Genomic DNA, 15,560 nt, shown 5'->3' on the forward strand with positions numbered 1-15,560 from the left:
GTCAACGAATATTCATATCGTTTCGTCCTTCTTCGCCACACTGAGGTACACCGCGATCACCAGCAACGCCAGATCCAGCTCGTAGCCCGCAATCCTGCCGTCAGCCAGCAGCCCCGCTCCAGCCGGCAGCTTTACGGTCACAACGGCTCCCAGCATCAACACGGCCATGGCGAGAGAAACGTATCGCGTTGCCAAGCCGAGTACCAGGGCAATTCCGCCCGCAAGCTCCAGCCAGGTAACCGGATAGGCCAATAACTCCGGCAGACCGTAACCGCCAAATGAGCGGGCGACTTCGTCCACTCCCATTTTCCACTTCGCCAGGCCATGGGCAAAAAAAATGACGCCAAGCACGATGCGCAGTAGCGAAAACCCCATTTTTTCCAGCATGAGAGCATCCCTCCTCTCTTACCCTATGCGGAAGATGTCCCCAAAAATGAGAAAGCCCAGATTTTCAAAGTTTCTGATAAAATTAGTTGCAATCAGAACGAGTAAGGAGCTGATCAACATGCTTGTTCGCAAGGCAGCCGAACGGGATTTGCCTGACATCCTGCTGATCTACAATCAGGGAATTGAAGACAGGATCGCAACATTGGAAATGGACATGAAAGACATGCTGTTCATGTCAAAATGGTTCGAGCAGCACAAAGGGAGATATGCCGTATTGGTTGCTGAGATTGACAGTAACGTGGTGGGCTGGGCATCCATCAATCCCTATAGCAACCGGTGTGCTTATGACGGCGTGGGGGATTTGTCCGTCTACATCCATCGCGACTTTCGCGGGAAAGGGATCGGTCAGAGACTGCTTCAGGATTTGGAGGCTGTCGGCAAAGAAAACGGGTTTCACAAATTCGTCTTGTTTACCTTTCCGTTTAACGGCCTGGGGCAGGGATTGTATCGAAAAGCCGGCTTCCGTGAAGTCGGGATATTTCGAAATCAGGGAATGTTAGACGGAAAATTTGTAGATGTAATGGCAATGGAAAAGCTGCTTATGGATTGATTTCCAATAGGTTTAGGTGATACGGAAAAAATCAAAAAAATTTGATGAAACCTATTGCACATTTTCCATCCATGGAATATAGTGTTATTACATCAAAAAAATTTGATTATACAAAGAAGGTGACAATCTTGAAGAGTCTCCCCCTGCTGAATCAACCGACGGAAGAGGCCTTTTTTGAAGCCTATGAAGCCAAGTTTAAAGCGCTGGCTGATAAAAAGCGCCTCCAAATCATGTATGAGCTAACCCAACGGGGGAAGGTATGTGTCTGCGATCTTTGCGAAATTGTAGACATGGCACAGTCAAAGCTGTCCTACCACCTAAAGATCCTGCTGGATGCCAATTTGATTAAAAAAGAAGTCCTGGGCACCTGGAGCTACTACGAAATTAACCAGCAGGAAGTAAACCATCTGCTCTCCGAACAACTGTGCTGCATCTTCCGTCCCACCAACTGCTGCTAATTTTTTTAAAGGCTAAATCAAATTTTTTTGATGAATTGATTACAAGGAGGAATCGAAAATGACAAACTTCATCAAAAAACTCATCGGAGGAAGCTCCGACAAGAACCAGGGAAACTGCTGCGGGGTAGAGATTAAAGAAGTGACTACCGAAAACAAAGAGGCTGCTTCTGAATCCTGCTGCGGCACTGGTTCAAGCGACAGCAACTCATCTTGCTGCGGGTAAGGCTGAGGGATCCCCTCAGCTTTGCCACTCAACCGGGCTGCCTTGGAATCTATATCAATTTTTTTATACAATAAATCAAATTTTTTTGATGAAGAAGAAAGGTTGATGATGATGTGGTTTGAAGCAGCCAAGAGCTTTTTCTATATCGCTCTCGAACTTACGGTATTGTTTTTCGTGATCTCGTTTCTGATCAGCTTGCTGCAGGGAATCATTCCGTACGAAAAGCTGGAAAAGTGGATGTTTCACAAGAATCCGCTGCTGGGTGCCGGCTTTGCCCTTCTGCTGGCCTTCGTCACTCCATTTTGTTCGTGCTCCACCATTCCCATGGTCGTCAGCATGCTGAATAAACAGATGCGGTTTGGGATTGTCATGATCTTCTTATTCGCTTCCCCTGTGCTCGATCCAACCATCCTCAGTCTGATGACCGTTACCCTGGGATGGAAAGTGGCAGCGATCTACACGGCGGCGACCAGCATCTTCGCAGTGGCGATCGGGTTCACATTGGAGGCGCTCGGCTTTGAAAAAGCGGTAAAAAACGTCATTGTCAACGGCCTTAAGGAACCTGTCAAAAAACTCGATGCTCGTCTTGCCTGGCAGGAAACATTATCCCTGATGAAAACCGTATATCCGTACCTTCTCATCGGGGCCGCCATCGGCGCTGTGATTCACGGCCTCGTCCCGACGGAATGGATTGCCGGAACCTTTGGCGGAGATCAATGGTGGCTCGTACCGGTAGCAGCCATAGTCGGTATCCCGTTGTACATACGCCTCTCCACCATGATTCCGATCTCCCAGATGCTCATCGCGAAAGGAATGGCGTTGGGTCCCGTAATGGCGTTAATGATCAGCTCGGCCGGTGCCAGCCTGCCGGAGATTACGCTGCTCCATTCCATCTTCAAGAAAAAGCTGGTTTTCGCTTTTGTGGCTTCTGTTTTCACGATGTCCACCCTTTCGGGGCTACTCTTTACTCTCTTGTAAAAAGGAGATCTGCACATGCTCACCCTGGGTAACCTTTCAGAAACAATGGAACGGATCAAACAATATATCGCATTTCTTGGCGGTCCCGAGGCAGGAGGGCGATTATCAGGGACGGAAAGTGCCCGCAAGGCAGCCGACTATCTGGCAGCATTCCTGCAGCAAACCGGGTACTCCCCTGCGGGGATTGACGGGTATCTGACACCCGTCGAGGTTTCTGCTGCCAGGCTCACCGGTCCCGCTCAATTAACCATCGGGGAAAAAAGATTGCGGCACCGGATCGATTTTGCTGAAATGGCTCCCTTCTCCTCCGGCGGATCCGTAACAGGAACCCTGGTAACGATTCGGGACGGCGAAGAGATTGATAGCGACAATCTCGCAGGAAAGGTTGTTCTCATTCCGGAACGCCCGGATCGTTTTGATTTGAAAAAGACGGCGGAAGCCGCCGTCGTTCTTGGGGTCGCTGCGTTGTTAATCGAGTTCGGAGATCCGCACTGGTTCCCGAAAACGATTTTTGGCTCAAAAAACAACAAGATTCCGGTCATTCGGATCCGTCGTTCGCTGGCTCAAGAGTTCGCCGATCAGGAAGTACAAGTTCATCTTGAACTGCCATTGGAAACGGAAACAATGGTTTGTAACAACGTATATGGATTTCTTCCTGGGGCAAAAACAGACCGCACGCTCGTCTTAACCGCCCATTACGATCACCTTGGCGATGATCCGGGAGGGGTACGCTTCCCAGGCGCTATCGATAATGGATCCGGTGTCGCCGTCATGATGGAAGTGGCCCGAAGCCTGAAACAAAACCAAAGGTCTCTCCCCTTTCATGTCCTGGTTGCATTCGTCACAGGAGAAGAGTCCGGGTTGTGGGGATCCCGTCACCTGGCTGCGAATCCGCCTGTCCCGTTATCCGCCGTGATTAATCTGGATTGCCTGGGGTTTGAACCGATCCTCAACGCCATGCGGGTGGGTCACAAGTCTCCTGGTCTCTGGTTGGCAGATTTGGCTGCAGCCGTCATCTTGGATCACGGAGTTGAGCCAAAGTGGATTTACGGCGGAGAAGATTCCGTGGCATTCACGGAAAAAGGCATTCCTGCGGTCGGATTCGGGCAAAAACCCACTCTCTCCGACTCGATCGCCATTCATACCCCGAACGACAATCCAGAGAACCTGCATGACAAACCGATTGAACTGGGATTATCCATTGTTTCTGAACTGATCAACCGGCTTGCGATCCTGGAAAGTTGGGAACCAGAAATGGAACGAACCGGTTAGATGGTCACAAATCCGAAACGGTTTGGGATCTATATAACAAAAACCATTGAAGGAGGAATAAAGGATGGCAAACTTTATGAAGAAACTAGTAGAAGGAACGAAAAAGGAACAAGGCAGCTGCTGCGGAGTGGAAATCAAGGAAGTCGCAGCAGAGAAGCAGGAATCCGCCTCTGAATCCTGCTGCGGAACGGATACGAAGGATGGCAGCAGCTCTTCCTGCTGCGGGTAATGGTTGTAGGCAATGACAATAGGCAGGCTGGGACCTTTCAGTTCCAGCCTCTGTTTGTTGAGAAAACAATGGTTTGTAGAGGGACCGGTTTCTCCAGCTACCCGCGAGCTGTGACGACCTGCTAGCGCAGCGAGGTGGGCGCGGGCATAAAGCAGCGCCACCCTGAGAAAACTTCGTAGAGACGCGGCTTTGGCGATGCCCCCGCGAATCGTCGCGGAGCGGACAGTTGACACTTCCCTGTGGGGAGGAGGGCCGAGCGGAGGCGGAGAAATCGGTCCCGAATAGGCACGAATACCTTTTTCGACAGTCTCAGGCTGGGACCTTTCAATCCCAGCCTTTTCCCGTTCCTTCTTACTTTCCTTCCTTCAGGAATTGCTCGATACGACTCTTGATGGCATCACGCACAGTACGGAAGCTTGTCATGATCTCTTCCTCCGTACCCGTGGCTTTTGCCGGATCATCAAAGCCCCAGTGCCATTTCACCGCGTTTTTGTTCGGGATCGCCGGGCAATGCTCATCGGCATGGCCGCAAAGGGTAATCACGAAATCGGCACGATTCAAAATTTCAGGGTCAATTACGTCAGATGTTTGCGAGCTGATATCAACCCCGGCCTCGTTCATGGTTTGCACAGCACGCGGGTTCAGCCCATGCGCTTCCAGACCCGCACTCTTTACTTCATAGCGATCTTTGCCCAACGCTCTCAAAAAGCCCTCTGCCATTTGGCTGCGGCAGGAGTTTCCTGTGCAAAGGAAATATACCAACGGTTTTTTATCCATGTTCTTTCAGACTCCTTTTCATGTGTTATGTTTTGTCAGGCCACGATTTGCAGCCATACATACAATCCCGCCAAGGTGATAAACAAGGTGGGAATCGTAAGAATGATCCCTGTCTTGAAGTACTGTCCCCACGTAATCGATACGTCTTTGCGGGACAGGACATGCAGCCAAAGCAATGTCGCCAGGGAACCGATCGGGGTAATCTTCGGCCCGAGATCGCATCCGATCACATTGGCATAAACGAGTGCTTCGCGAATCACACCGGTCGTTTGGGTTCCCTGAATGGCCAACGCATCGATCATCACCGTAGGCATGTTATTCATAATGGAGGACAGGAAGGCAGACAAGAAGCCCATCCCGATGGTAGCCGCGAACAGCCCGTGATTGGCGAACGCTTGAATGACCTGGCCCAACATATCGGTTAAGCCAACGTTGCGCAGGCCGTACACCACGACATACATGCCGATGGAAAACACCACGACGGCCCAGGGAGCCTCCTTGATAATCTGCCTGATCTCAATCGCCTTGCTGTTTCTTGCTGCCAGCATAAATACAATCGCCGCAATTCCCACCGTAACCGATACGGGAATGGCAACCACTTCATTCAAGAGATATCCGGCTAACAGCACCCCAAGGATGATCCAAGACAGCCGGAACAACCTCACGTCTTTCAAGGCTTCGTGTGGTTTTTTCAGCTGTGACAGGTCATAGTCTTTGGGAATGTCCTCGCGGAAGAACCCATACAGCACAAGCAGACTTGCTCCCAGCGAGAAAAAGTTCGGAACAATCATGCGGCTTGCGTATTCCACAAACCCGATGTCAAAGTAGTCAGCGGATACGATGTTTACCAGGTTGCTCACAATGAGCGGCAGCGAGGTAGTATCAGCGATAAATCCGCTCGCCATGATAAAGGGGAGGATCATTCTGTCGGGCAGCTTCAAGGCTCGAACCTGCGCCAACACAATCGGTGTCAGGATCAACGCCGCTCCGTCATTTGCGAAGAATGCGGAAACCGCTGCACCCAAGAGAACGACATACACGAACATAAGTCGGCCGTTCCCTTTCGCCACCCTGGCCATATGCAAGGCGGACCATTCAAAAAAGCCGATGTCGTCGAGGATCAGGGAGATGAGAATGATCGCCACAAACGCCAAGGTCGCATTCCACACGATCCCCGTCACGGTGATTACATCAGAGAAGCTGACCACTCCAAACAATAACGCCAAAATAGCCCCGGCTGACGCCGACCAGCCGATGTTCAACCCTCTCGGCTGCCAGATGACAAACGTCAGCGTAACGGCAAAAATCAATACGGCACTCCATACTTGAAACATGTTCTCTCTCCGTTCCTTGTTACTCTTCGCAGGTCACGAGCAGTCCCTGCTCTTCCATTTTTGCAAACTCATCGGTGTAATCGGGCAGATTGCCTAATGCAGCCCTGACCCATTCCAGCTGCTCCCGATTCAACGAGTAGAAAACCCACTGCCCTTTTCTTGATTCCGTTACCAGGTCAGCATGCTTTAACCGGCTCATATGCTTGGAAATCGCCGGTTGCGATATCCCAAAGATCGGCACCAATTCACAAACACAGCAGCTGCGCGTGTTTAACAGCGCGATGATTTTCAGCCTCGTAGGATCCGCAAGTGCTTTTAACGCATTGACCAAAGGTTTCGTATCCGGTTCCATATCCTCACCTCACCCTCCTATAGTATAGCATAACATTATAACTATATGGTTATGTATTATTTCACAAAATGCACATTCGCCCAGTCATACACGTTCCTCGCAAAATGGGCCATGTTTGATTCCTGCGCAGCGTTATATTAGAATGGGCTTATATAGAGACTCGCAAAAAAGAGGAGGAACCAACACCATTATGAAAAAATGGATCATGCTGCTGATCGCTTTCGTTCTCGTCCTCGCTCCGAACGGCATGGGCTATGACCAGGCGGACGCGAAGAAAAGCTACAAATCCGGTCCCAAACCATTTGATTCCAACACAACTCCGAACAAAACCGACTCCCATGTAAACTCATCCACTCCGAATAACACGACCTCTCCGGTCAAGAATACGTCTGCCGCCGCTCCCGGCAAAGGCGGTTTTATAAAAGGGCTTCTGTTTGGCGGGCTGGCCGGCTTGCTCTTTGGCAGTCTGTTCAGTGATCTGGGAATCCTGGGGGCCATTTTTGGTTTCTTCCTTAACGTTTTGGCGGTTTGGGCTGTGGTGATTCTGATGCGAAAAGCGTACACCTATTTTAAAAACCAACGCAAAAAACAGGAATGGAACGCATGGAAACCATAAAAATCTCGGAACAAGAGCTGATCAATGCGATTTGTTTGCACGTTGCCCATAAAAAACAGATTCAACCTGGCGACGTAACCGTTGAATTAATGTGGGACGAAGACTATGGCTTTTCTGCCGAAGTGCACGCTCTCAACAGACAACAAATCCTCATCGAAGCCAACCTGCTGGAAGCGATTCGATTTTGGCTGCAAACCCAGCTGCATCGCGACCCCTTTTCCGCCGGTCTGAAACTTGTTCTGGACGATGACGAGGGAATTATCGCTTTCGCCACCTATCACCGGTAATCAAACAGCAAGCCAACCGTCTCCGAACGAGAGGGCGGTTGGCTTTTTCTTCTTTTTATCTGCTTTCCACTTCCACGGACACAACATTGCTTACAGATTTTAGAGAGGTGTATATATCGGTTGTGTATAGTTTTTCCGAAGCAGAAATCAACATTTCCAGACGCTGCTGTCCATTATCCAGATCCTTGACTTTCACCCGGTTGACTCGCATACCGAGGTGCTTGATCTGCTTGAAAACGTCATTGAGTTCTTGATTCTCTTTCACGACCATTTTGATCGACAAATCTCTGCGTCGCAATGTATGAGGTCCAACCAGCTTCAACACTAACGGAAACAGGTTAATGGCCAATATGATCAGGATCGTGGCTGTGATCGCCTCCATATAAAATCCCGCCCCGGTCGCAATTCCCAGACCGGATGCAGCCCAAACCATGGAAGCCGTAGTCAATCCGGAGATCACGTCATTGCTTCTTCGCAGAATGACCCCCGCGCCAAGAAAGCCGACTCCGCTGACAACCTGTGCCGCAAGACGCATGGGATCCATATTGGTGTGTCCAGGCAGCGAGTATCTGTTTACCGATTCGATGGAAACAATTGTGATCAAGCAACTCGCCACGGAAATCACCATGCTGGTTTTGACCCCGAGCGGCTTGTTTTTAAGCTGACGATCCATTCCAATAAACAACCCAAGAAAAAGGGATACTCCCAATTTGAATAAAAAATCGTACGTCACCGTTCACTCCTCCTTCCTTTTTGTATCATAAACGAAAAGAGCCTCACCGATAAAGAGAGGCTCTTTCCCATTTCATGATCTGCTGTTTGCCGGCTGGGGATTCACTTGCGGGTTACCTGCAGGAGGCATCTCCCGCTTGGTCATTTTGGCATTGCCGTAGAACAAAGCGACGATGATGCCGATCGCGGTAATGGCGAGGGCAACAAGAAAGACATGGTTGATCGACACTGTCAATGCTTGCTGCAGCAGCACCAGCAGTTCCTGGGGAATCTGCCCGCGTACGTCCTGGTTCAACAACAGCTGCGGATCGGTGAATTTTTCCAACTGCGATGCCAGCTGCGGCGGCACATGGGCAACCACTTTTTGCAGTTGGGCAGACAGTTCATGATTGAGGAATACCCCCATCACCGTTACTCCAACTGTACCGCCGATGGAACGGAAGAAGGCAAGCGAAGAGGTAGCAATGCCTCGGGTAGCCGCATCCACTGTCGATTGAACGGCGATGTTCAGTACCGGGTTCATCGGCCCCATTCCCAGTCCGATCATGACCATGCAGACAATTACCTGCCACATGGGCGTATCCACCTGTACAAGGGAGAGCAGGTAGAAGCTTGCAGACATCACGATCATGCCGTAGAGAACGATAGCTCGATAGGACACCTTGGTTATCATCCGCCCGGAGATAATGCTGCTCGCGATCATGGAGAGCATCAACGGGGTCAGGATGTATCCCGCCAACGATGCACTTACGCCGATTACCCCCTGAACGTAAAGCGGAATGTAGCTTACTGCAGCAAACATCGCCGCGCCTAACAGAAAACCGAGAACGGCACTAACGCTGACGATGCGGTTTTGGAACAGAGTAAGCGGCAACAGCGGTTCAGGCACCTTGGTCTGAACGAACAGGAACAGCCCGGTCATGATCACACTGGCTGCAAACAAGCCGTAAATTTGCCAGGAGTTCCAAGGGTACTCGACGCCGCCCATGATCAGTCCGAGAAGAAGTGCCGTCATCCCCCCCATCAGCAGTGCTGCCCCGGTGTAGTCCACATAGCGTTTTCCTTCACCCTTGGATTCTTTCAGCGCGTAGGCAATCACGGCCATCGCCGCCAAACCAAAGGGAAGGTTGATCCAAAACGTCCACTCCCAGGAGAGATAGTCCGTGATAAAGCCGCCCAAAGCCGGTCCGGCCACACTCGCCAAACCAAATACGGCGCCAAAGACCCCCTGTATCTTCCCGCGCTGCTCCGGGGGATACAGGTCCCCGACAATCACGATGGCAATGGGCATCAGCGCTGCAGCTCCCACCCCTTGCAGCGCACGGTAGACAATCAGCTCCACAATCGTGGTGGAAAAACCGCACAGAGCGGAGCCGAGCATAAACAGTCCCAATCCGATCTGGTAAATCAATCGTCGTCCGAAGAGGTCGGACAGCTTTCCGAACAACGGAACAAAGATGGTAGAGGTCAGCATGTAGGCGGAAAATACCCAGCTGTAGTAGGTAAGCCCCCCCAATTCCGCGATAATTTGCGGCATCGCTGTAGACACAATCGTCATGTCCAGCGCACCAAGCAGCATGCCCAGCATCAGGGCCACCATGACCCAGCGCACGGACGTCTCGCTTTTGCCCGGCAGGGTGTTACGATTTGTCATTTTCTTCTCCTCCCGCATGTTTTTGCATGGTCTTCGTTATCTCTTGGACGGTTTCAATCATGTCCTGAAGCCGCTCCTCCGGTATCTCGTAAAGGGCTTGGAACGCCAGTTTTTCAAAATTATGGCGAATCTGTTCCAGCCGGGCCTTGCCTTCTTCCGTAAGCACCACCTGCACGATCCGGCGATCTTCCGCGCTGCGAACCCTTTGCACCAGCCCTTTTTCCTCCAGTCTATCGGTCATGCCGGTAGCGGCTCCGGCGGTGCACCCTAATTCCTCCGAAATATCCGTAATCTTGAGAGCACCCGCCTGTGAAAGTCGAAACAGCAGGAAAATCAGTCCCTGCGACAGCGATTCGTCTTTGGCGGCCAACGTCATCAGCCGTTTCGTTTGCATCTGAAGCGCGCGGATGCCAAGCAACAGCTCCCGAATCTGACTCATGTATTTCCTCCCTAAACACTTCAATAGGTAAATGTTTTATAAAGTAAAACATTCAATGATAGAAATCATAAAACGATTGTATGCAGCTGTCAACAAAAAAATCGACCCGTTACGGTCGATTTTTCCTGTAAAACGTTTTATTGGTTGTCCAGCCAGACGGTCTTTTCCGTAAACGGCGTTCGCCGGGGAGGCTGTTTGTTGCCCTGCGGATACCCGATGTAGACAAACCCCAGCAGCTGGTCGTTCGGACCCAGATTGAAAAAGTTTTTAAGGACAGGTTCATAGGTGATGTCACCCGTGCGCCAGATCGCTCCCAGCCCCAGGCCGTGAGCAGCCAGCAGCATGTTTTGGACGGCGCATGCCACGGCCTCAATCTCTTCCAGCAGAACCACCCGTTTCTGATCAGAAGGACTTGCTGCGACCGCAATCACGACCGGCGCGCGGAGCGGATTTTGCCGATGCTTAACCAGCTTGCTTTGCGATTCAGGGTCGTCCGGATTCGCCATCCGGGCTGCGGCTGCATCCGCCATTGCCTCTCCCAGACGAATTCGGGCGTCACCTGTCAGGACGAAAAAGCGCCACGGCTCCGTCAGGAAATGGTTGGGCGCCCAGGTGGCTGCCTCCAGCATCTTTTCGATGTACTCCCGCGGAGGCATTTCCGGTTTGACCACACCGATCGAGCGGCGCCCACGCAATGCTTCCCACAAGTCCATTCTGATCACTCCTTACGAATTATTGCGTCAGGCGGAGAAACTCCTCGATGTCGGCTACAGCCAGATCGACCGCTGTCTGCCAGAATTCTACCGTCGTAATGTCTGCACCCAGATGGCGCCGGGCCAGCTCCTCTACTGTCATCCGTCCGGTGTCACGCAAGAGAGCGTCGTACTTTTCCGCGAAGCCGGGGCCTTCCTGCATCGCCCGGGCGTAGACGCTCAGACTGAACAGATAGCCGAACGTATACGGGAAGTTGTAGAACGGATACGACGTGATGTAGAAATGAAGCTTGGATGCCCAGAAGTGCGGCTCGTATTCTGCCAGCGCGTCACGGAACGCCTGCTTCTGCGCATCAAGCATCAGGTTGTTCAGTGCGTCCACGCTGAGGAGACCTTTTTTCCTCGCCTCGTAGAAGTTTTTCTCAAAGAGAAAGCGGGCATGTATGTTCATGAAGAACGCCACCGTCTGCTGCACCTTGTCTTCCAGGAGCACCAGACGCTCTTCATCGGACGAGGTGTTTTTCACCGCTGCGTCGGCCACGATCATCTCGGCAAAAGTGGATGCGGTCTCCGCCACGTTCATCGCGTAATTTTGCGCCATCGGCGGCAAATCCCACATCACGTGCTGATGATAGGCATGCCCCAGCTCGTGAGCCAGCGTCGAAACGTTTTGGGCGTTCCCAGCGTAGGTCATAAAAATACGGGACTGCCTGCTTACCGGAAAACTGGTGCAGAATCCGCCGGGACGTTTGCCTGGCCGGTCTTCCGCTTCGATCCATGCTTCCTTGAAGGCCTTTTCGGTGAAATCAGCCAGCTTGGGGCTGAATCGCCCGAACTGCTCCAGAATAAACGAGGCTGCTTCATCGTATGTAACCTCTTTGGTCACGTGTCCGATCGGGGCGGCCACATCATACCAGCTCAGCTTTTCGATGCCGAGCAGTTTGGCCTTGCGCTCCAGGTAGGCGACGAGGCGGTCTTTGCGGTTCTCGATCGCCTGCCACATGGCGTCCAGCGTCTCTTCCCGCATACGGCCGATATCCAACGGCTCGCGGATCACGGAATCCCAACCGCGATGGCGGTAGAGGTTGAGGCGGAATCCGGCCAGATGATTCAAAGCCTGGGCGCACAGCTCCGCTTCCTTGGCCCACGCTTCCTGCCACTTGGCGAACACGTCGGCACGTACCGCACGGTCAGGATTGACCATCATGTTGGACGCCTGCCCAACTGACAGATGCACGGTTTCTCCGTTACGCTCCACCGGGATGGTCATCCGTCCGACCACGGCGTTGTACAGATCCTGCCAGGCATGATATCCGTCTACTGCCAGATCATTGGCCAACACTTCCTGCTCGGGCGGCAGTTTTTCCTGGGCGCGGCGGCGCCGCTCGTTCAGCGGAAAAGCAACCGGTTTTACCTGCTCGTTTTCAAGCAAGGCGTGCCATGCCGCTTCATCAATGCGAAGCAGCTTTTCCTCCCACTTGGTCAGCACGGAAGCAAGGGCAGCAGAAATCGTTTTGACCCTGCCCGACAGCAGCTTCGCCTGTTCATCCTTGACGTTCTGCGCGGTGAGGCAGGAGATGAACGCTCCCGCTTCCTTCAGCCGGACGGCCAGGCTTTGCACCTCGTTCAAAACGCGCAAAAAAGCTTCTTCCTGTGCAAGCGACACCTCTGGGGCTGTCACTTGGGCTTGCAGCGCGGCGATATCCGCCTCCAGCCGGTCGAGAAAAGCGGCAAACTGCTTGGATTCGCTTCCTCCCGGAAACAACACATCCAAATCCCAACGTTGCGGCAAATGACGAATTTCCATTTTTATCCCTCCCAGGACATTGTAACATAAATACCCACTCGGCATTCGCTAACGCTGCGCCGAGCGGGGCCCATAAAATGGGAGAGGCTCTCTACCTCTCCCGTGCATCCAACTTGTATCCATTTTCTTTCAGTACGGTTCGCAGCAGAATCTCCGTTCCTTTTATCCAGCCATTTTCGTCGATTCCTTCTTCCGGGTGATGACTGACTCCGCCCGGACAAGGGACAAAAATGAGTCCCGCGCGAAATCGGGAAGCCATGTTCATTACGTCGTGACCTGCGCCGCTGGGAAGCTTGGTATACGTAACCCCGGCTTCCAGACAGGATTCTTCCAACTGTTTGACGACCTGGGGATCCAACTGAATCGGTTCATCCTGAATCAAAATCTCTGTATGCATGCGGAAGCCTTGCCTGTCCCATTTTTCATTCCAGACAGCCTGCCATTCAGTGGACAGCTCTTTGACAAATGCTCGAACGATTCCCGGTTTGTGACTGCGGATATCTACACCGAGCACCGTGCTGCCTGGGATTACATTCATATTGTTAGGATGAATGTTCGCCATGGTGACAGAGGCGACCAAGGGTTCGCGGCGGCTCCATTCGTGCGCTTTTTTATCTACAAACAACATGTACTCGGCAGCGGTCACCAAGGCATTTCTTCTGCGGTTCATCGGGGTTGAACCGGAATGTGCCGCTTTCCCCTCGAACGTCACCCTCAATCGCCACGGCTTGGAGATCGCTGTCACCAATCCGACGGGCAGTTGTGCTTCCTCCAGCACACTTCCTTGCTCAATATGCAGCTCCAAAAACAGATGCACATCATCTGACGCCCGCTCCGCTTCGGCCAGCCGTGAAAGATCAAGACCATACGCTTCCATCGCCTGCTTGAGGCCAATGCCATCGGTGTCCTCGTAAACATCCCATTCTATTTCTTTTAGCATTCCCGCCATACCTTTACTGCCGACGGTCGAGATGCCAAACCGGGAAGACTCTTCGCTGGAAAATACGATTACCTCAAACGGAAATGGAAGTGTGAGATTGTTCTCCAGCAGACAGGACAGAACTTCCAGACCGGATATGACCCCGGCCTGTCCGTCATATTTTCCTCCATTGGTAACCGTATCGACGTGTGATCCAATGGCAATTGCGGGTCGTCTTCCGTCACCCTCCATCCGCAGTATGGTATTGCCGCAGGCATCTTGTCTGATCGATACGCGTTTTTCGTCGGCAAACCAGGAGCAGATCAGACGATGTGCCTCCTGTTCTTCTGCGGTAAAACCAAGTCTTGTGACGCCGCCTGTTGCCGGGTTATAGCCGATGCGATTAAGCTCACTGATACGGTTCTTCATCCGTTCTGGTCGAATCAATGGCTTCTCCCCCACTTTTCTCCATTGATCTGATGAGGACATGAGCCAATATCTCTACGGCCTGAGGCAACGCATCTTCATCAAAATCAAAGGAATGATGGTGATGACCTGCTTTCAATTCCGTTCCAAACAACATGTAGGTAGCCTTCCCGCCTCGGTCTTGTACGGCTCTCATCATGTACGTAGCGTCTTCGGAAGCGCGGAATGGCAGGGAATCGATCACTTCCAACCCTTTTTCCATATGATGGACTGCATCCTTGACCACTTCAGCCAATTCGGCATCACACGGAGCCGCAATTGCTTGCCCGACCAGTTCGATTTGTTCCTTGACACCATACATGCCGGCAACAGAACGTATGATACGAATCGCTTCTTCCGTCATATAGTCATTCACTTCATTGGGATAACCTCGCGTTTCCAGCTTTAAACTGGCTCGTGAGGCAATGATGTTCCTTCCTTCGCCCGCCTGCATCATCCCTACGTTGATCCGTGAATCGCCCTGTCCATGTCTGGAAATTGCCTGCAGTTGAACTGCGATGGTAGCAGCCGCCAACAATGCATTTCTTCCTTCCTGGGGCGCAAAAGCTGCGTGGGCGGGTACGCCTTCCAGCTCCACATCGATCTTCGTGGAAGCGAAAAAATGGGTGACGCTGCAAACAACCTGGTTGTTCTTTCGAGCCGTTAGGCCAAGATGACCGGCGAAAAAGAAGTCCACGTCATCGAGAACCCCGGCCTCCACCATCGCTTTCGCACCTCTTCCGCCTTCTTCGGCAGGCTGAAAGATCAATTTGATTCTTCCTGTCAAATGTTCCTTTATGCTTGAGATAAGAGAAGCAAGCCCAAGGCCGATTGCCGTATGTCCATCGTGACCGCAAGCGTGCATCGCTCCGTCAAACTTTGAGCGGAACCCCTCACGAACCGGTACATGCACGATCTGCGTGTCCTCTCTAATCTCCAGCGCATCCATATCAAACCGAAAAGCGACAGTCGGACCACGCTTCCCGGTGTCCCAGATTCCCACTACTCCCGTTAAACCATCCTCCATCTTGTTCAGCCACAGTGGGTTTCCGCCATTTTGCAAGGCACGCTCTTTGGCTCTGGACAATATCGCGGGATCCGGAACCCCCATTCTCGCCTCAGGTTTCACAGCCTCTTTGCCTGTCTTCACTTCAAATCCCAGATCAGCCAATGTGTTTGCGACGACGGAAGCGGTTCGAAACTCTGTCCATCCTACCTCCGGATGCTGATGAAATTCTCTTCTCCAGCGGATGATGTTCGGCTTTATGTGTTCTACGTGTTGAGAAATACGCTCTTTCGTGACCATGC

General features: G+C 52.0%; 19 protein-coding genes. 7 read left to right on the forward strand and 12 right to left on the reverse strand.

Features of this window, described 5'->3' with window-relative positions; translation table 11 throughout:
* Positions 1-12: 12 nt before the first annotated feature.
* Entirely contained in the window at positions 13-387 is a 375-nt protein-coding gene (locus tag ACE99V_RS05585; protein ID WP_400489277.1) for a DoxX family protein, read from the reverse strand.
* 118 nt (positions 388-505) lie between these two features.
* Between ACE99V_RS05585 and ACE99V_RS05590 the strand changes: the two genes are divergently transcribed.
* Together ACE99V_RS05590 and ACE99V_RS05595 are read left to right on the forward strand one after the other, a co-directional pair.
* Entirely contained in the window at positions 506-997 is a 492-nt protein-coding gene (locus tag ACE99V_RS05590) for an arsinothricin resistance N-acetyltransferase ArsN1 family A (protein WP_400489278.1), read from the forward strand.
* Positions 998-1,125: 128 nt separating this feature from the next.
* Positions 1,126-1,455: an ArsR/SmtB family transcription factor gene (locus ACE99V_RS05595; RefSeq protein WP_400489279.1), complete on the forward strand. Its 330-nt coding sequence runs from the start codon at positions 1,126-1,128 to the stop codon at positions 1,453-1,455.
* 39 nt (positions 1,456-1,494) lie between these two features.
* Here the strand turns inward: ACE99V_RS05595 and ACE99V_RS05600 are convergent, their stop codons facing one another.
* Complete coding sequence (locus ACE99V_RS05600) at positions 1,495-1,809, reverse strand: hypothetical protein (RefSeq protein WP_400489280.1); 315 nt, start codon at positions 1,807-1,809, stop codon at positions 1,495-1,497.
* Here ACE99V_RS05600 and ACE99V_RS05605 point away from each other — a divergent pair.
* From ACE99V_RS05605 to ACE99V_RS05615, 3 genes are all read left to right on the forward strand, one after another.
* Positions 1,790-2,656 carry a permease gene (locus tag ACE99V_RS05605; RefSeq protein WP_400489406.1) on the forward strand — a complete coding sequence of 289 codons (867 nt, stop codon included), beginning with the start codon at positions 1,790-1,792 and terminating at the stop codon, positions 2,654-2,656. The two genes, ACE99V_RS05600 and ACE99V_RS05605, sit on opposite strands and share 20 nt — an antisense overlap.
* Before the next feature lie 15 nt (positions 2,657-2,671).
* Positions 2,672-3,928 carry a M28 family metallopeptidase gene (locus ACE99V_RS05610; RefSeq protein WP_400489281.1) on the forward strand — a complete coding sequence of 419 codons (1,257 nt, stop codon included), beginning with the start codon at positions 2,672-2,674 and terminating at the stop codon, positions 3,926-3,928.
* Positions 3,929-3,992: 64 nt separating this feature from the next.
* The gene (locus tag ACE99V_RS05615) at positions 3,993-4,157 is read left to right on the forward strand and encodes a hypothetical protein (protein ID WP_400489282.1); all 165 of its coding nucleotides are present in this window, start codon (positions 3,993-3,995) and stop codon (positions 4,155-4,157) included.
* Between the two features lie 351 nt (positions 4,158-4,508).
* Here ACE99V_RS05615 and arsC read toward each other — a convergent pair whose 3' ends face one another.
* The 3 genes from arsC to ACE99V_RS05630 are packed head-to-tail and all read right to left on the reverse strand — an operon-like array spanning position 4,509 to position 6,620.
* Complete coding sequence (arsC, locus tag ACE99V_RS05620) at positions 4,509-4,934, reverse strand: arsenate reductase (thioredoxin) (RefSeq protein WP_400489283.1); 426 nt, start codon at positions 4,932-4,934, stop codon at positions 4,509-4,511.
* A gap of 35 nt (positions 4,935-4,969) precedes the next feature.
* A complete protein-coding gene (locus ACE99V_RS05625; RefSeq protein WP_400489284.1) occupies positions 4,970-6,268 on the reverse strand; it encodes an arsenic transporter in 1,299 nt (432 codons plus the stop codon).
* A gap of 19 nt (positions 6,269-6,287) precedes the next feature.
* The gene (locus ACE99V_RS05630; RefSeq protein ID WP_400489285.1) at positions 6,288-6,620 is read right to left on the reverse strand and encodes an ArsR/SmtB family transcription factor; all 333 of its coding nucleotides are present in this window, start codon (positions 6,618-6,620) and stop codon (positions 6,288-6,290) included.
* Positions 6,621-6,810: 190 nt separating this feature from the next.
* Between ACE99V_RS05630 and ACE99V_RS05635 the strand changes: the two genes are divergently transcribed.
* Together ACE99V_RS05635 and ACE99V_RS05640 are read left to right on the forward strand one after the other, a co-directional pair.
* On the forward strand, positions 6,811-7,236 hold the full coding sequence (locus tag ACE99V_RS05635; protein WP_400489286.1) for a hypothetical protein: 426 nt from the start codon (positions 6,811-6,813) through the stop codon (positions 7,234-7,236).
* Complete coding sequence (locus ACE99V_RS05640; protein WP_400489287.1) at positions 7,224-7,523, forward strand: YxcD family protein; 300 nt, start codon at positions 7,224-7,226, stop codon at positions 7,521-7,523. Before ACE99V_RS05635 ends, ACE99V_RS05640 begins: the two co-directional genes overlap by 13 nt.
* 55 nt (positions 7,524-7,578) lie before the next feature.
* Here ACE99V_RS05640 and ACE99V_RS05645 read toward each other — a convergent pair whose 3' ends face one another.
* The 7 genes from ACE99V_RS05645 to ACE99V_RS05675 form a co-directional block, all read right to left on the reverse strand.
* On the reverse strand, positions 7,579-8,256 hold the full coding sequence (locus tag ACE99V_RS05645; protein ID WP_400489288.1) for an MgtC/SapB family protein: 678 nt from the start codon (positions 8,254-8,256) through the stop codon (positions 7,579-7,581).
* Positions 8,257-8,328: 72 nt separating this feature from the next.
* Positions 8,329-9,909, reverse strand: coding sequence for an MDR family MFS transporter (locus ACE99V_RS05650; RefSeq protein WP_400489289.1), 1,581 nt, complete (start codon positions 9,907-9,909; stop codon positions 8,329-8,331).
* Entirely contained in the window at positions 9,896-10,348 is a 453-nt protein-coding gene (locus ACE99V_RS05655) for a MarR family winged helix-turn-helix transcriptional regulator (protein ID WP_400489290.1), read from the reverse strand. Before ACE99V_RS05655 ends, ACE99V_RS05650 begins: the two co-directional genes overlap by 14 nt.
* Positions 10,349-10,485: 137 nt before the next feature.
* On the reverse strand, positions 10,486-11,061 hold the full coding sequence (locus ACE99V_RS05660) for a nitroreductase family protein (protein ID WP_400489291.1): 576 nt from the start codon (positions 11,059-11,061) through the stop codon (positions 10,486-10,488).
* Between the two features lie 19 nt (positions 11,062-11,080).
* On the reverse strand, positions 11,081-12,868 hold the full coding sequence (locus ACE99V_RS05665; RefSeq protein WP_400489292.1) for a M3 family oligoendopeptidase: 1,788 nt from the start codon (positions 12,866-12,868) through the stop codon (positions 11,081-11,083).
* A 91-nt stretch (positions 12,869-12,959) separates the two neighbouring features.
* Positions 12,960-14,234 carry a Zn-dependent hydrolase gene (locus ACE99V_RS05670; protein ID WP_400489293.1) on the reverse strand — a complete coding sequence of 425 codons (1,275 nt, stop codon included), beginning with the start codon at positions 14,232-14,234 and terminating at the stop codon, positions 12,960-12,962.
* Positions 14,197-15,558: an amidohydrolase gene (locus ACE99V_RS05675; protein WP_400489294.1), complete on the reverse strand. Its 1,362-nt coding sequence runs from the start codon at positions 15,556-15,558 to the stop codon at positions 14,197-14,199. The genes ACE99V_RS05670 and ACE99V_RS05675 overlap by 38 nt, the downstream gene beginning before the upstream one ends.
* Positions 15,559-15,560: the final 2 nt, after the last annotated feature.

The sequence above is a fragment of the Brevibacillus soli genome (genome assembly GCF_044759095.2).
GTDB lineage: Bacteria > Bacillota > Bacilli > Brevibacillales > Brevibacillaceae > JBIYSM02.